Below are 13,706 nucleotides of genomic sequence, written 5' to 3'. Positions count from 1 at the left end.
ACCGTTCAAGCCACCCGCGTGAACTCCACCGTCACCTCCGGCGGACCGCCCGGCACCCCCCGGTAGATCCCCTTGTGCGGTGTGACGTCGTCATAGTCCCGGCCGCGGCCGACCACGACATGGGACTCGTCGGCCCGCGTCCGGTTGGTGGGGTCGTAGCCGCACCAGTCGCCCGCCCAGTACTCGATCCAGGCATGGCTCTGCCCCGCGACGGGCAGGTGCAGCTCCGCCTCCCGCTCGGGGTGGAGGTAGCCGGAGACGTAGCGCGCGGGCAGTCCCACTCCCCGCAGCAGCGCGATCGTGAGGTGGGTGATGTCCTGGCAGACGCCCGCGCACTGCTCCCAGGCCTCGGCGGCGGACGTGTTCACGCTCGTGGTGCCGGGGAGGTACGCCACCCGGTCGGCGACCAGCGTCGACACCGCGAGGGCGGTCTCGTGCGGATCGAGACCCGCCGCCGCTTCCCGCGCCCTTTCGAGGAGCGGGTCGGGGACGTCCGTACGGGAGGTCGGGCCGGCGAACTCCAGCAGCCGGGAGGACGCCACCTCCTCGGCCAGGACCCGCCAGGTGGGCGCCTGCGGGAGCGGACCCGGCGGATGGGTCTCCACCAGGCTGGAGGCCGTGATGGTCAGGTCGGCGTGCGGGTCCATCAGGTCGAAACCGGTGACCTGGGTGCCCCAGTAGTCCCAGTACGCCCAGGTGGTGGCCGCCGGGCTGACGGTGACCCGGGCGTCCAGGGTGGTCTGGCCGGGCAGCGTCAGCGGGGTCATCCGGACCTCGTTGTGCGAGGATGCGGCAGGCTGAGCGTACGAGACGCGCGTGGTGTGCTTGATACGGAGACGGCGAGTCACCTGGGCGGTCATCTCACGCTCCTTCCTGGGCCCACTCGACGGGCCCCTGGTACGGGAAGAACCGGTCGGCCACCGCGTCCATCGAGGCCAGGCAGGCCTGCTGCAAGCCCTGCAGGAGCAGGGGCAGTTGGTCCTCCAGGGCGTGTGTGTCCAGGTATTCGAGGCGGGTGCGCATCCGGCCGATCGGGCGGCGCGCCGGGTCCTGGCGGGGGCGGCCCAGCGCCGTGAGACACTCCTCCGCGGTGGTCAGCGCGTGCAGCGCCGAACGCGGGAAGTCGCGGTCCAGCAGCAGGAACTCCGCCACCCTTGGCGTGTCACCGAAACCGCCGTACACGCGAGCGTACGCCTCGTCCGCGCCGGACGCGCTCAGCAGGGTCGTCCAGTCGGGTGCGTGCGCGGCGTCCAGCACCCGCACCGACAGCAACCGTACGGTCATGTCCACCCGTTCCAGACTGCGGCCGAGCACCACGAACCGCCAACTGTCGTCCCGGCTCATGGTGGAGTCGGCGAGCCCGAAGAACAGCGCCGCTCGCCTGCGCACCAGCTCCAGATACGCGTACGGGCCTGTCCGCCGGGCCGCGAGCCGCTGGTCGGCGAGGGCGTGCCAGGTGGAGTTGAGGCACTCCCACATCTCCGACGACACCGCCTCGCGGGCGCTGCGCGCGTTCAGCCGGGCAGCGCCGAGGGCGCCCTCGATCGAGCCCGTCGAGCGGGCGTCGAACGCCAGCTGGTCGAGGACCTGCTGCATATCGACGGCCGCGGCGCCGGCCTCCATGCCGAGGATCGCGTACAACGACCGGCAGGCCAGGTCCTCGTCGCGCCAGGGGTCCTCCAGCATGCGGTGGAGGTAGGCGTCGAGGATGCGGCCGGTGGCGTCGGCGCGCTCGACGTACCGTCCGGTCCAGGTCAGGGCCTCGGCGATACGGGAGAGGATCACGTCGTTCACTGCTGCTGCGCCCCTTCCTGTACGACGGTGGGGGTGCCGTCGGGTCCGAGCTGACGCGGCGCGACGGCGAGCGGATCGCCGGCGCTCAGCGGTTCGGGCGACTCGGTCGGCCCCTCGGCCAGCACCCAGGTGTCCTTGGAGCCGCCGCCCTGGCTGGAGTTGACGATCAGGTTGCCCTCCTGGAGGGCGACGCGGGTGAGGCCGCCGGGCAGCACCCAGACATCGTTGCCGTCGTTGACGGCGAAGGGCCGCAGATCGATGTGGCGCGGTGCCATGCGCTCGCCCGCGAGGGTGGGGGAGGTGGACAGGGCGACGGGCCGCTGGGCGATGAAGCCGCGCGGGTCGGCGATGACGGCTTTGCGAGTGCGTTCGATCGTCTCGCGGTCGGCCCTGGGTCCGATGACGATGCCCTGGCCGCCGGCGCCGTCGACGGGCTTGATGACGAGCTGCTCGATCTGGTCGAGGACGGCATCCAACTGCCCCGGCTCGTCAGGCCGGTAGGACTCGACGTTCGGGAGGATCGGCTCCTCGCCGAGGTAGTACCGGATGAGGTCCGGGACGTATGTGTAGAGGAGCTTGTCGTCGGCGATCCCGTTCCCCACGGCATTCGCGAGTGTGACGGTGCCCGCCATGGCGGCGCCCATGATGCCCGGGCAGCCGATCACCGAGTCCGGGCGGAAGTGGAGGGGATCGAGGAAGTCGTCGTCGAGCCGCCGGTATACGACATGAACCGGCACCTCTCCGCGCGTCGTCCGCATCCACACCCGGTTGTTGCGGCACACGAGGTCGTGCCCCTCGACGAGCTGCACACCCATCAGCCGGGCCAGCAGGGCGTGCTCGAAGTAGGCGGCGTTGCTGGGCCCGGGGGTGAGGACGACGACACGCGGATCGTCGGCCCCGTCGGGCGCGGCGGCGCGCAGGGCCGCGAGCAGCCGCTGGGCGTACCCGTCGACGGGCAGCACATGCTGCTCGGCGAAGAGGGAGGGGAAGATCCGGGTCATGGCACGCCGGTTCTCGATGACGTACGAGACGCCGCTGGGCACCCGCACATTGTCTTCAAGTACCCGGAAGTCCCCGGCCTCGTCCCGTACGAGGTCGATCCCGGCGACATGAATCCGCACCCCGCCCGGTGGCTCGACCCCATGGGCCGCTCTGTGGAAGTGGGGGGAGTTGAGCAGCAGCCGCCAGGGCACGACGCCGTCCTCGAAGGCACGGGCGGGCCCGTAGGCGTCGGCGAGGTACGCCTCAAGGGCGCGCACCCGCTGCCGCACCCCGCGTCGTATGAGATCCCATTCGAGTGCGTCGAGGATCCTGGGCACCAGGTCCAGCGGCCAGGGCCGCTCCTCGCCCGCGAAGGCGTACGTCACGCCCCTGTCGGTGAACGCCCGGGCCATCTGGTCGGCCCGGAAGCGCAGTTCACTCGGCTCGATCGGCTGAAGTGCAGCCAGCACTGGCTCATAGGCGGCCCTGACCTCACCCGGCCGTTCAAACATCTCGTCCCACGCGTCGGCCAACGCGTACGCGTCAAATATGTCCGCCATGGCCTGACGGTAAGTGGGGTGTGTAACGGCGTGATCACTGGAGGATTTCCGGGAGGTGGCACGCGGAAGGGGGGCCTCCGGGGGTACTTTCACGCGAGTCCCTGGCCGGCCAACTGGCGGAACCATGACGAGAGAGCTGCCCGGTTTTCAAGTGCAGCGCTGATCACGTTCTGCGCGGCCGCAACCTGACAGCTGACAGAGTCGCGCCGGCGCGGAACGGAACAGCGTTCTGGCGGTATGGGTCGACTGCGCGCCTGGGATCGTGTTCCCCCTCCCCCGTGCCTTTACTGCAAGGAACGTGCGGCTTGCTCGTGGAGCTTCTGCGTGCCACCACTTGATCCGCAATGCATGTCGTGCACACGGACAGGTAGCCTCATGATGATGAACATGCCTAAAGCGGAGGGGGGTTAAAAGGTGCATAAGCCTGCATATCTGACCTCTTTTGGCTCGCCGAGTTGTGCGTACCGTGCGGACCCGGACCCCGTGTCGTGTTGCGAGGGTGGGCCCCTCTGCGCATAGTTGCGCTGCGGAAGTCGGGCAGTTGGCCGTTGGTGCTGTGGGTGTGCCGTACAGGGGTAACGACGGATCGGGTGCAGCACAGGGACGGTAGCCGGGGGTGAGAGATGGCTGAGCGCGGAAGGGACGAGCATCCACATGGCGCCGACCGGCTGTGCGAGGCCGGGGATCGCGTGTATTCCCGGGCCGTACGGCGGGGCCGAGTGGCGCGTGACGATGCCGAGCCGGTGCCCTGTCTGCTGGAACTGGCACTGCTGCACCCCGACCCCGACGACATGGACTGGCTGGTCCCGACCTCCCCGCAGGAGGTCATGACGCGACTGCTGCGCGGCGTGTACGACGAGGTCAGCGCGAGCCAGCGGCGGATGGGGTCGGCGGTGGCCGCGTTCGAGTGGTACGCGGGGCTCGGCGCGCTGCGGACGGCCGCCGGCGCGGAGGGCGCGGCGATCCGGGTGCTGGACGGTTCCGCCCGCATCCAGGCGGCGCTGGACGAGGCGACCCAGGCGTGCGTCACGGAGGTGCTGACCGTGCAGCCCGGCGGCATCCGCCCGGAGCACGAGCTGACGGAGGGCCTGCACCGGGCCCTGGAACTGCGCGGACGCGGGGTGCGGATGCGCGACCTGTACACGCACGTGGCGCGCCACGGCCAGGGCCTGCTCAACTACCTGGAGCTGATGGGTGATTCGGTGGAGGCGCGCACGCTGGACGAGGTCATCGACCGGCTGATCGTCTTCGACCGCACGGTCGCCTTCGTCCCCGCGAACGCGGACCGCACGATGGCGCTGGAACTGCGCCACCCGGCACTCGTCCACTACCTGCTGACGGTGTTCGAACGCTTCTGGCGCCTCGCGATCCCGCTCACGGCTCCCCTCCCCGACACCGGTATCGAAGGCATCTCCCACCGCGAGCAGTCCATCGCCGCGCTGCTGGCGGAGGGCCACCAGGACGCGGTGATCGCGGAACGGCTCGGCATAAGCGTCCGCACCTGCCGGGCCCACATCGCCCGACTCTCGGAGACCCTGGGCGCGGCCAGCCGTACGCAACTGGGCGTCCGCATCGCCCAGGCAGGCCTGGACAGACCACCCCGCCCCGCCGACGTCCCCCAGCAGCCGTCACTCACCCTGCCTGATCAAGGATCCCGGACTGTCCGATGAGGTAGCCGAGCTGGGCGCGGCTGTCGCTGCCGAGGGTGGCGGCGAGTTTGGCGATGTGGGCGCGGGCGGTGCGGATGTTCAGACCGAGGCGGTCGGCGATGGCGGCGTCGGTGTGGCCTTCGACGAGGAGGCCGGCGATGGCTCGCTGACGAGGGGTGACGCCGTTCAGAGATGGTGGCTGGACTGCTTCGGGGTACATGGGTGTGGCCAGGCGCCACAGACGGTCGAAGACGGTGACGAAGAATGAGACCAGAGCAGGGTGGCGGATCTCCAGCGCGACTGCGGGGGCGTTGCTGACCGGGATGAAGGCGACGCACCTGTCGAGGACGATGAGGCGGTCGGTGACCTCGTTGAGGGTGCGGGCCTCGAGGTCGCCTTCGAGCTGTTCGTAGCGGGCGACGACGTACGGCACGTGACGTTGCGTGTGCTGGTAGAGGGTGCGGATGCGGCCGCCGCGGTCGAGCAAGGCCTGGTCCCGGTCCATAGCGATGGCGCGAGCTGCCTGGGCACGGGGGTCGCCGTCAGGAAGGTTGGGCTGGATGCAGAGCATTTCCCCTGACGTGGCCATGGCCTCATTGATGGTCGGGTTGATCTGCTCCTTGGTGAGTACTCTGATCGCCGGGCTGTTCACATCCAACGACCTTTGGCCGTCGAACCGCATGAGAGGGGCGAAGATCTCCGCCAGCTTCTCCTCTCGCTGTCGCTCGTTCGCAATCCTTTGCGCGGAAGCTTGCAGCAGCCGATGCTGGGCGAGAGCGGGCGATACAGGCTCCGACCAATCCAGGTCCTCGACCATGGGTTGCACCAACCCGAGGTCAGCAAGGCACGAGACGTCGTTGGCATCCTTCGTACGCACGCGCCCTTCACGCAGAGCCTGGGCGTAGAGGTTCTTACCTGCCTCGCACAGTTCCTCCAGTCCATGGGTGTGCCCCTCGGGCACGTGTGGCTGTCCCCTCATGTCGGCGTGTGATCCTTTTCCAAGATCCCCGACTGGGCTATGAGGTAGCCGAGTTGCGCGCGGCTGCCGCTGCCCAGGGCCAGAGCCAGCTTGGCTATGTGGGCTCGGCAGGTACGGACGTTCATGCCCAGGCGGCGCGCGATGGCTTCGTCGACATGACCTTCCACCAGGAGTTTGGCGATGGAGTGTTGGATGTCCGTGATGCCGTCGGGCGCGGTTTCGTAGGGCGCGCCGGCAGTCAAGGGGACGGCACGGCTCCACATGAACTCGAACACCTTGATCAAGTAAGTGACGAGCCCGGGGTGCCGCAGTTCCAGGGCCACCTGCCGGTCGTCCCGTATGGGGATGAAGGCGACGGTCTCGTCACAGATGATGAGGCGCTCGACGAGCTCGTCGATGGTGCGGTACTCCACCTTGCCGTCGGTGAACTGATCTACCCAGGCGAGCCTCTCGGGGCTGTACCTGGCTGTGTGCTGATAGAGGGTCCGGATGCGTACGCCCCGTTCGATCAGCGGCCTGTCGCGCTCCAGGGCTTCCACGAGCCTGCGCTCCGGATGGCGATGGGCCGGCTGGACCGTGAGCATCTCGTTCTGGCACTGCGCCGTCGCCAGGCCGAGTGCTTCGTTGATGCGGTCGAGCCCCTCCAGAACGGTGATCGAATGCGTGGACGCCGTCACCTGGGCGCTGAGGGCCATGAACGGCTCGAAAGCAGTGGCCAGCTCGATCGACAACTGCCTGCGTTCCGTGATCTCGCGTTCTATGGGATTGAGCCGCTGGGCCAGAGCGACCGATGGCGGAACCGGACGCAGCAGGTTCGCGTCATCGGGATCGGGCTGCAGGAGGGCGAACTCCATGAGACAGGGGGCGGGCTCCACGTCCGTGCGCGCGATATGTCCCGTGCGGAGGGCGTTCGCATAGAGACGGCGACCTTCCTCACACAGCTCCGTAGCAGCGTGGGGATGTATCGCTTTAGTCCGATTCATTCCCAAATCTCCACCCCCCAGGGTCCTGAACGTGCAGGAACATGATGCATCGATTGTGTGGCCATGACGTGCCTGAATGAGCCATCGTCTTATCTCGACGGGGGAAGAGGGGACCTTCAAGTGAGGACGAAGCCGACTATGCGTAAGAGAATGCTTCGCTCGGTGCTTGTCGCCGCCTTCTCCGCCGTTGTGGCCTTCGGATCGCTGAGTGGCCTCTCCGGTGCGAAGGGTGACGTTCGAGCGGATAGTGCTTGGTCGTTGACGGCCGAGGGTGCGACGACAAGCAACGGCGCCGTAGTCAACGATGACAGCGCATGGAGCTGACGTGACCACCCCACCCGACGACCGCTCCTTCCGAAGAGAAATGGCCACCGCCTACCGCTCCGGCTGGCACTTCATCGACCTGGTCACCGCGATCCCCCACCCCGGTGACTCGCTGATGGTGACCGTCTTCGGCGAGCCGGTCGTCGTCACGCGGGACGACGACGAGGACGTCCGGGCGTACCGGTGTCTGCGGCGGCCTCGGGGGGCGCCGCAGCCCGTTCGGTGTGCCATCCGGTACGGAATGATCTTCGTCAACCTCGATCAGCGCGACCACCGCCTGGTGGAACCGGAGGCCCCGGCCCCAAGGACAGTCTCAGCCACCCCCCGCAGTGCCTGACGCGATTCCCCCGTCGTAACAGATCGCTCAGGCGCTTCCCCCCGCAGCGGCGTCACCGTGACCTGAACACGGTGACGCCGCTGCAGTTTTGCGCGGACATTTCCCCGTATCCACCCTTTGCGGCCGTGGCCAAAACCGGTTGCCCGGTATTCGGCCGTCCGGGGGACGGTTGCCCCGGATCCGGCCGCGTCCCCTCGGCGTCAGCCCCCTTCATGTCACCCCCGTCCCATCGCCCGGGTCAGCGCGATCTCGATGACCACCCGCTCGGGGTTCGGCCTCGGGGTGCGTCCGTACCGCTCCGCGTACCGTCGCTCCGCGTCCGCGACCTGTTCCGGCTCGGTCCGGATGGTCGCGCGGCCCTCCAGGGTCGCCCAGCGGCGGCCTTCCATCTGGCAGACCGCGACCCGGGCCCCGTCGGGGCCGGCGGCCAGTACATGGCGTACCTTCGCGCTCGACTTGCTCGTGATCACCCGAGCCAGTCGGGCCTCCGGGTCGTATGTGACGCCGACGGGTACGACGTGCGGGGTGCCGTCCGGGCGCAGGGTCGTCAGGGTGCAGACGTGCTTCTCCTGCCAGAAGGTGAGGTACGGCGCGTCCGGCGCGCCCGGGTCCTGGGGGTGTGCGGCCATGCCCCGGAACCCTAGGGGGTGCTTGAGGGGCCTGCACAGCACCCCCTGGCCGCCGTACGCCTCCCACGACTACCCTGGAGCTGACTTGAGCGGAATAGACTCAACTTTGTGTACGCTGACTCAGTCAGTACTGGGAGACGCTGACGCCAGGAGGAGAACGCCAACGTGGACGCCGAGCTGACCAACAGGAGCCGGGACGCGATCAACGCGGCCAGCAACCGGGCCCTGACCGAGGGCCACGCGGACCTCACCCCCGCCCATCTGCTCCTCGCTCTGCTCCAGGGGCAGGACAACGAGAACGTCATCGATCTGCTGGCGGCCGTCGACGCCGACCAGGCCTCCGTCCGGGCCGGCGCGGAGAAGGCGCTGGCCGCGCTGCCCAGCGTGACCGGGTCCACCGTCGCGCCCCCGCAGCCCAACCGCGAGCTGCTCGCCGTGATCGCGGACGCCCAGGCGCGGGCCAAGGAGCTCGGGGACGAGTACCTCTCCACCGAGCACCTGCTCATCGGCATCGCGGCCAAGGGCGGACGCGCCGGTGAGGTGCTCGCCCAGCAGGGGGCCACCTCGAAGAAGCTGCTGGACGCCTTCCAGAAGGCACGCGGCGCGCGCCGGGTGACCACCGCCGACCCCGAGGGGCAGTACAAGGCGCTGGAGAAGTTCGGGACGGACTTCACCGCGGCCGCGCGGGAGGGCAAGCTCGATCCCGTCATCGGGCGGGACCAGGAGATCCGGCGGGTCGTGCAGGTGCTCTCCCGCCGCACCAAGAACAACCCGGTCCTCATCGGCGAGCCGGGCGTCGGCAAGACCGCCGTCGTCGAAGGGCTCGCCCAGCGCATCGTCAAGGGGGACGTGCCCGAGTCCCTCAAGGACAAGCGGCTCGTCGCGCTCGACCTGGGCGCCATGGTCGCCGGCGCCAAGTACCGCGGTGAGTTCGAGGAGCGGCTGAAGACCGTGCTCGCGGAGATCAAGGACTCCGACGGGCAGATCATCACCTTCATCGACGAGCTGCACACCGTCGTGGGCGCCGGCGCGGGCGGCGACTCCGCCATGGACGCCGGGAACATGCTCAAGCCGATGCTCGCGCGCGGCGAGCTGCGCATGGTCGGCGCCACCACCCTCGACGAGTACCGCGAGCGGATCGAGAAGGACCCCGCCCTGGAGCGGCGCTTCCAGCAGGTCCTGGTCGCCGAGCCGACCGTAGAGGACACCATCGCCATCCTCCGCGGGCTCAAGGGGCGCTACGAGGCCCACCACAAGGTGCAGATCGCCGACAGCGCGCTGGTCGCCGCGGCCACCCTCTCCGACCGGTACATCACCTCCCGCTTCCTCCCCGACAAGGCCATCGACCTCGTCGACGAGGCCGCCTCCCGGCTCCGCATGGAGATCGACTCCTCGCCCGTCGAGATCGACGAACTCCAGCGGTCGGTCGACCGGCTGAAGATGGAGGAGCTGGCCATCGGCAAGGAGACCGACCCGGCCTCCCGCGAGCGCCTGGAGAAGCTGCGCCGCGACCTCGCCGACAAGGAGGAGGAGCTGCGGGGCCTGACCGCCCGCTGGGAGAAGGAGAAGGAGTCCCTCAACCGCGTCGGTGAGCTGAAGGAACGGCTCGACGACGTGCGCGGCCAGGCCGAACGCGCCCAGCGCGACGGCGACTTCGACACCGCCAGCAAGCTGCTCTACGGCGAGATCCCCACCCTGGAGCGCGACCTGGAGGCCGCCTCGCAGGCCGAGGAGGAGGCCGCGAAGGACACCATGGTCAAGGAGGAGGTCGGCTCGGACGACATCGCCGACACCGTGGCCGCCTGGACCGGCATCCCCGCGGGCCGCCTGCTGGAGGGCGAGACGCAGAAGCTGCTGCGCATGGAGGACGAGCTGGGCAAGCGGCTCATCGGCCAGTCGGAGGCGGTGCAGGCCGTCTCCGACGCCGTACGCCGCACCCGCGCCGGCATCGCCGACCCCGACCGCCCCACCGGCTCCTTCCTCTTCCTCGGCCCGACCGGCGTCGGCAAGACCGAACTCGCCAAGGCCCTCGCCGACTTCCTCTTCGACGACGAGCGGGCGATGGTCCGCATCGACATGTCCGAGTACGGCGAGAAGCACAGCGTGGCCCGGCTGGTCGGCGCGCCCCCCGGCTACGTCGGCTACGAGGAGGGCGGCCAGCTCACGGAGGCGGTGCGGCGCAGGCCGTACAGCGTCGTCCTGCTCGACGAGGTGGAGAAGGCGCACCCCGAGGTCTTCGACATCCTGCTCCAGGTGCTGGACGACGGGCGGCTGACGGACGGTCAGGGCCGTACGGTCGACTTCCGCAACGCCATCCTGGTGCTGACGTCCAACCTGGGCAGCCAGTTCCTGGTCGACCCGGTCACCAGCGAGGCCGAGAAGAAGGAACAGGTGCTGGAGGTGGTCCGCACCTCCTTCAAGCCGGAGTTCCTCAACCGGCTCGACGACCTGGTCGTCTTCTCGGCCCTCAGCAAGGACGAGCTCGGCCGGATCGCGCGGCTCCAGATCGACCGGCTGGCCAAGCGTCTCGCCGAGCGGCGCCTCACCCTGGAGGTCACCGACGAGGCCCTGGCCTGGCTCGCCGACGAGGGCAACGACCCGGCCTACGGCGCCCGCCCCCTGCGCCGCCTCGTCCAGACCGCCATCGGCGACCGTCTGGCCAAGGAGATCCTGGCCGGCGAGGTCAAGGACGGCGACACGGTCCGGGTGGACGCGTTCGGCGACGGTCTGATCGTCGGGCCGGCGAGCGGGAAGACGCTGTGATCCGGGGTACCCGGCCGGGGCGGCGGGACGGTGTCAGTTCTGGAGCCGGTCGAGCGGCGTCCCGTCCGCCCACAGCATGATCACCACCACGACGAACCAGAGGGCGACCCCCAGACACACCAGCCACAGGCCCCACAGCAGCCACCGCAGTTCTCTCCTCATCCGCATGTCGCGATCGTGCCGCGCGCCGGTCATGGCACCGTCATCCGCAGGTGACCGGATCGTGTCAGCCCAGGGCTGACAGGGCCGACTGGGGTTGCCACCCCCCACCCCGCATGGGGGAGGATGACTGAATCCGTACGAAGGGAAAATCACGGTGACCATCGACCCGTCCTCGATTCCGAACTTCGGGGGCCAGCAGCCGCAGCCGCAACAGCCGGCCGGCCCCGTCGTCCCGGATCAGGACCTCGTGAAGCAGCTCCTGGACCAGATGGAGCTGAAGTACGTCGTCGACGACGAGGGTGACCTCGCGGCGCCGTGGGAGCAGTTCCGTACGTACTTCATGTTCCGCGGCGAGGGCGACCAGCAGGTCTTCTCGGTGCGGACGTTCTACGACCGGCCCCACAAGATCGACGAGAAGCCGCAGCTGCTCGAGTCGATCGACGACTGGAACCGCCGGACCCTGTGGCCCAAGGTCTACAGCCACACGCACGACGACGGCACCGTCCGCCTGATCGGCGAGGCACAGATGCTGATCGGCACCGGCGTGAGCCTGGAGCACTTCGTCTCGTCGACGGTCAGCTGGGTGCGGGCCGCCATCGAGTTCGACAAGTGGCTCGTCGAGCAGCTCGGCCTGGAGCAGGAGATCAACGAGGCGGACAAGCCCGAGGAAGACGACGAGTAGCGCGGCGCGCCAGCCGCGACAGCACAGGGCCGTTTCGTCCACAGCCTGTGGACGAAACGGCCCTGTTGCGGTCCGCTGGCTCAGCCCGCCAGGGACTTGAGCCGCTTCACCGCCTCCTGAAGGACCTCCGTCCGCTTGCAGAACGCGAACCGCACGAACGGCGCCCCCGCGTCCCGGTGGTCGTAGAAGACCGCGTTGGGGATGGCGACCACCCCGGCCCGCTCCGGCAGCGCGCGGCAGAAGGCGAAGCCGTCGCTCTCGCCGAGGGGGCGGATGTCGGTGGTGATGAAGTAGGTGCCCGCGGGCCGGAAGACCTCGAAGCCCGCCTCCGTCAGACCCGCCGCCAGCAGGTCACGCTTGGCCAGCATGTCCTCCCGGAACGCCGTGAAGTAGCTGTCGGGCAGGGCGAGCGCCTCGGCGACCGCGTACTGGAACGGCCCCGAGGAGACGTACGTCAGGAACTGCTTCGCCGACCGCACCGCCGTGACCAGGCCGGACGCCGCGGTCACCCAGCCGACCTTCCAGCCGGTGAACGAGAACGTCTTGCCCGCCGACCCGATCGTCACCGTCCGCTCCCGCATCCCCGGGAAGCCGGCCAGCGGCAGATGCTCGGCGTCGTCGAAGACCAGGTGCTCGTACACCTCGTCGGTCACGACCAGCAGATCCCGCTCGACGGCCAGCTCGGCGATCGCGGCCAGCTCCGCACGGGTGAGGACCGTGCCGGTCGGGTTGTGCGGGGTGTTGATCAGCAGCAGCCGGGTGCGGTCGGTGACGGCGTCGCGCAGCTCGTCGAGGTCGAGGCGGAAGCTCCCCTCGTGCGGGCGCAGCGTGACCGGCACGCGCGTGCCGCCCGCCATGGCGATGCAGGCCGCGTAGGAGTCGTAGTACGGCTCCAGGGCGATGACCTCGTCGCCCGGCTCCAGCAGCGCCAGCAGGGTCGCCGCGATGGCCTCGGTGGCGCCCGCGGTGACCAGGACCTCGGTGTCGACGTCGTACGACAGCCCGTAGCGCCGCTCCTGGTGCGCGGCGATCGCGGCACGCAGCTCGGGGACGCCGGGACCCGGCGGGTACTGGTTGCCACGCCCGTCCCGCAGGGCCCGCACGGCCGCCTCACGGACCTCCTCGGGCCCGTCGGTGTCGGGGAAGCCCTGCCCCAGGTTGATGGACCCGGTGCTCAGGGCCAGCGCGGACATCTCGGCGAAGATCGTCGTCCCGAACTCGGCGAGACGGCGGTTGAGCAGGGGGCGGGAGGTGGAGGTCATGCCGGTCATCCTGCGCCCAAGCTCTGGAGTTCCTCAACTCTGCTTTGGCCCGTGAGACGGCGGGGCATCTCCCTCCCACGCACCGAGCGGGAGGCGCCCACGGGGGGACGTCTCGGGCCGCATCGGGGGAACGGAAGGAGGCTGACGCCATGGCCACAGTCATCGTGGGGGCGCTGGTCGCACTGTTTTTCGTCGTGATCGTCGTGTCCGTCGCCCGCCGCAGCGCGGGCCCGGTCAGCCACTCGCGCCGCGGCCGGGCGCACTCGCACGACAGCGGCGGATCGTCCGGCGGCAGCTGGTGGGCCGGCGGTGGGGGCTCGTCCTGCGGGAGCAGCTCGTCCTGCGGTGGGGGCTCGTCCTGCGGAGGCGGGTCGTCCTGCGGGGGCGGAGGCGGATGCGGTGGCGGAGGCAGCTGACACGGGGCAGCTGAGCTCCCCGAGCAGGGGGAACCGCATCCGGAGGGAGCGGGGCCGGTACCTGGGACCGGCCCCGCTTTGTGCGCCCCGGCGCACGCCGGAGTTGAACAGTTGAGCTGATAAGCCCTCTGAGGGATGGAAAGCCCACGAACTTGGGTAAAAACGCTGTGGCGGCGCCACAGTTC

At 69.5% G+C, this 13,706-nt stretch carries 13 protein-coding genes; 5 read left to right on the top strand and 8 right to left on the bottom strand.

Annotated elements, in window-relative coordinates:
• Positions 1 to 5: 5 nt before the first annotated feature.
• From ACFZBP_RS07130 to ACFZBP_RS07120, 3 genes are read right to left on the bottom strand one after another with little or no spacing between them, the layout of a single operon-like run.
• Positions 6 to 848: a transglutaminase N-terminal domain-containing protein gene (locus ACFZBP_RS07130; RefSeq protein WP_383456518.1), complete on the bottom strand. Its 843-nt coding sequence runs from the start codon at positions 846 to 848 to the stop codon at positions 6 to 8.
• A 13-nt stretch (positions 849 to 861) separates the two neighbouring features.
• Positions 862 to 1,794, bottom strand: coding sequence for an alpha-E domain-containing protein (locus ACFZBP_RS07125; RefSeq protein WP_391410729.1), 933 nt, complete (start codon positions 1,792 to 1,794; stop codon positions 862 to 864).
• The gene (locus tag ACFZBP_RS07120) at positions 1,791 to 3,335 is read right to left on the bottom strand and encodes a circularly permuted type 2 ATP-grasp protein (RefSeq protein ID WP_383456376.1); all 1,545 of its coding nucleotides are present in this window, start codon (positions 3,333 to 3,335) and stop codon (positions 1,791 to 1,793) included. Before ACFZBP_RS07120 ends, ACFZBP_RS07125 begins: the two co-directional genes overlap by 4 nt.
• A 623-nt stretch (positions 3,336 to 3,958) precedes the next feature.
• Between ACFZBP_RS07120 and ACFZBP_RS07115 the strand changes: the two genes are divergently transcribed.
• Complete coding sequence (locus tag ACFZBP_RS07115) at positions 3,959 to 5,005, top strand: LuxR C-terminal-related transcriptional regulator (RefSeq protein WP_391410727.1); 1,047 nt, start codon at positions 3,959 to 3,961, stop codon at positions 5,003 to 5,005.
• Here ACFZBP_RS07115 and ACFZBP_RS07110 read toward each other — a convergent pair.
• On the bottom strand, positions 4,968 to 5,963 hold the full coding sequence (locus ACFZBP_RS07110) for a LuxR C-terminal-related transcriptional regulator (RefSeq protein ID WP_391410725.1): 996 nt from the start codon (positions 5,961 to 5,963) through the stop codon (positions 4,968 to 4,970). The two genes, ACFZBP_RS07115 and ACFZBP_RS07110, sit on opposite strands and share 38 nt — an antisense overlap.
• Complete coding sequence (locus ACFZBP_RS07105; protein WP_391410723.1) at positions 5,960 to 6,946, bottom strand: helix-turn-helix transcriptional regulator; 987 nt, start codon at positions 6,944 to 6,946, stop codon at positions 5,960 to 5,962. Before ACFZBP_RS07105 ends, ACFZBP_RS07110 begins: the two co-directional genes overlap by 4 nt.
• Positions 6,947 to 7,271: 325 nt before the next feature.
• Between ACFZBP_RS07105 and ACFZBP_RS07100 the strand changes: the two genes are divergently transcribed.
• Positions 7,272 to 7,607, top strand: a complete 336-nt coding sequence (locus ACFZBP_RS07100) for a hypothetical protein (protein WP_383456390.1) — start codon at positions 7,272 to 7,274, stop codon at positions 7,605 to 7,607.
• A gap of 215 nt (positions 7,608 to 7,822) precedes the next feature.
• Here ACFZBP_RS07100 and ACFZBP_RS07095 read toward each other — a convergent pair whose 3' ends face one another.
• Complete coding sequence (locus tag ACFZBP_RS07095) at positions 7,823 to 8,236, bottom strand: TIGR03618 family F420-dependent PPOX class oxidoreductase (RefSeq protein ID WP_391410720.1); 414 nt, start codon at positions 8,234 to 8,236, stop codon at positions 7,823 to 7,825.
• Positions 8,237 to 8,401: 165 nt separating this feature from the next.
• Here ACFZBP_RS07095 and clpB point away from each other — a divergent pair, with 165 nt between their 5' ends.
• A complete protein-coding gene (gene clpB / locus ACFZBP_RS07090; RefSeq protein ID WP_383456400.1) occupies positions 8,402 to 10,999 on the top strand; it encodes an ATP-dependent chaperone ClpB in 2,598 nt (865 codons plus the stop codon).
• A gap of 33 nt (positions 11,000 to 11,032) precedes the next feature.
• On the opposite strand, the gene ACFZBP_RS07085 is transcribed toward clpB, so the two are convergent.
• Positions 11,033 to 11,167, bottom strand: a complete 135-nt coding sequence (locus ACFZBP_RS07085; RefSeq protein ID WP_383456403.1) for a hypothetical protein — start codon at positions 11,165 to 11,167, stop codon at positions 11,033 to 11,035.
• 148 nt (positions 11,168 to 11,315) lie between these two features.
• Between ACFZBP_RS07085 and ACFZBP_RS07080 the strand changes: the two genes are divergently transcribed.
• Positions 11,316 to 11,843 carry a YbjN domain-containing protein gene (locus ACFZBP_RS07080; protein WP_234764989.1) on the top strand — a complete coding sequence of 176 codons (528 nt, stop codon included), beginning with the start codon at positions 11,316 to 11,318 and terminating at the stop codon, positions 11,841 to 11,843.
• A gap of 80 nt (positions 11,844 to 11,923) precedes the next feature.
• Here the strand turns inward: ACFZBP_RS07080 and ACFZBP_RS07075 are convergent, their stop codons facing one another.
• Positions 11,924 to 13,114, bottom strand: a complete 1,191-nt coding sequence (locus ACFZBP_RS07075; protein WP_391410716.1) for a pyridoxal phosphate-dependent aminotransferase — start codon at positions 13,112 to 13,114, stop codon at positions 11,924 to 11,926.
• 140 nt (positions 13,115 to 13,254) lie between these two features.
• Between ACFZBP_RS07075 and ACFZBP_RS07070 the strand changes: the two genes are divergently transcribed.
• On the top strand, positions 13,255 to 13,521 hold the full coding sequence (locus ACFZBP_RS07070; protein ID WP_391410714.1) for a hypothetical protein: 267 nt from the start codon (positions 13,255 to 13,257) through the stop codon (positions 13,519 to 13,521).
• The last annotated feature ends 185 nt before the right edge of the window (positions 13,522 to 13,706 follow it).

Source organism: Streptomyces sp. NPDC008086, assembly GCF_042957325.1.
Classification (GTDB): Bacteria; Actinomycetota; Actinomycetes; order Streptomycetales; family Streptomycetaceae; genus Streptomyces.
The sequence above is the reverse complement of the archived record's forward strand: the minus strand, read 5'-3'. Positions and strand labels throughout refer to the sequence as shown.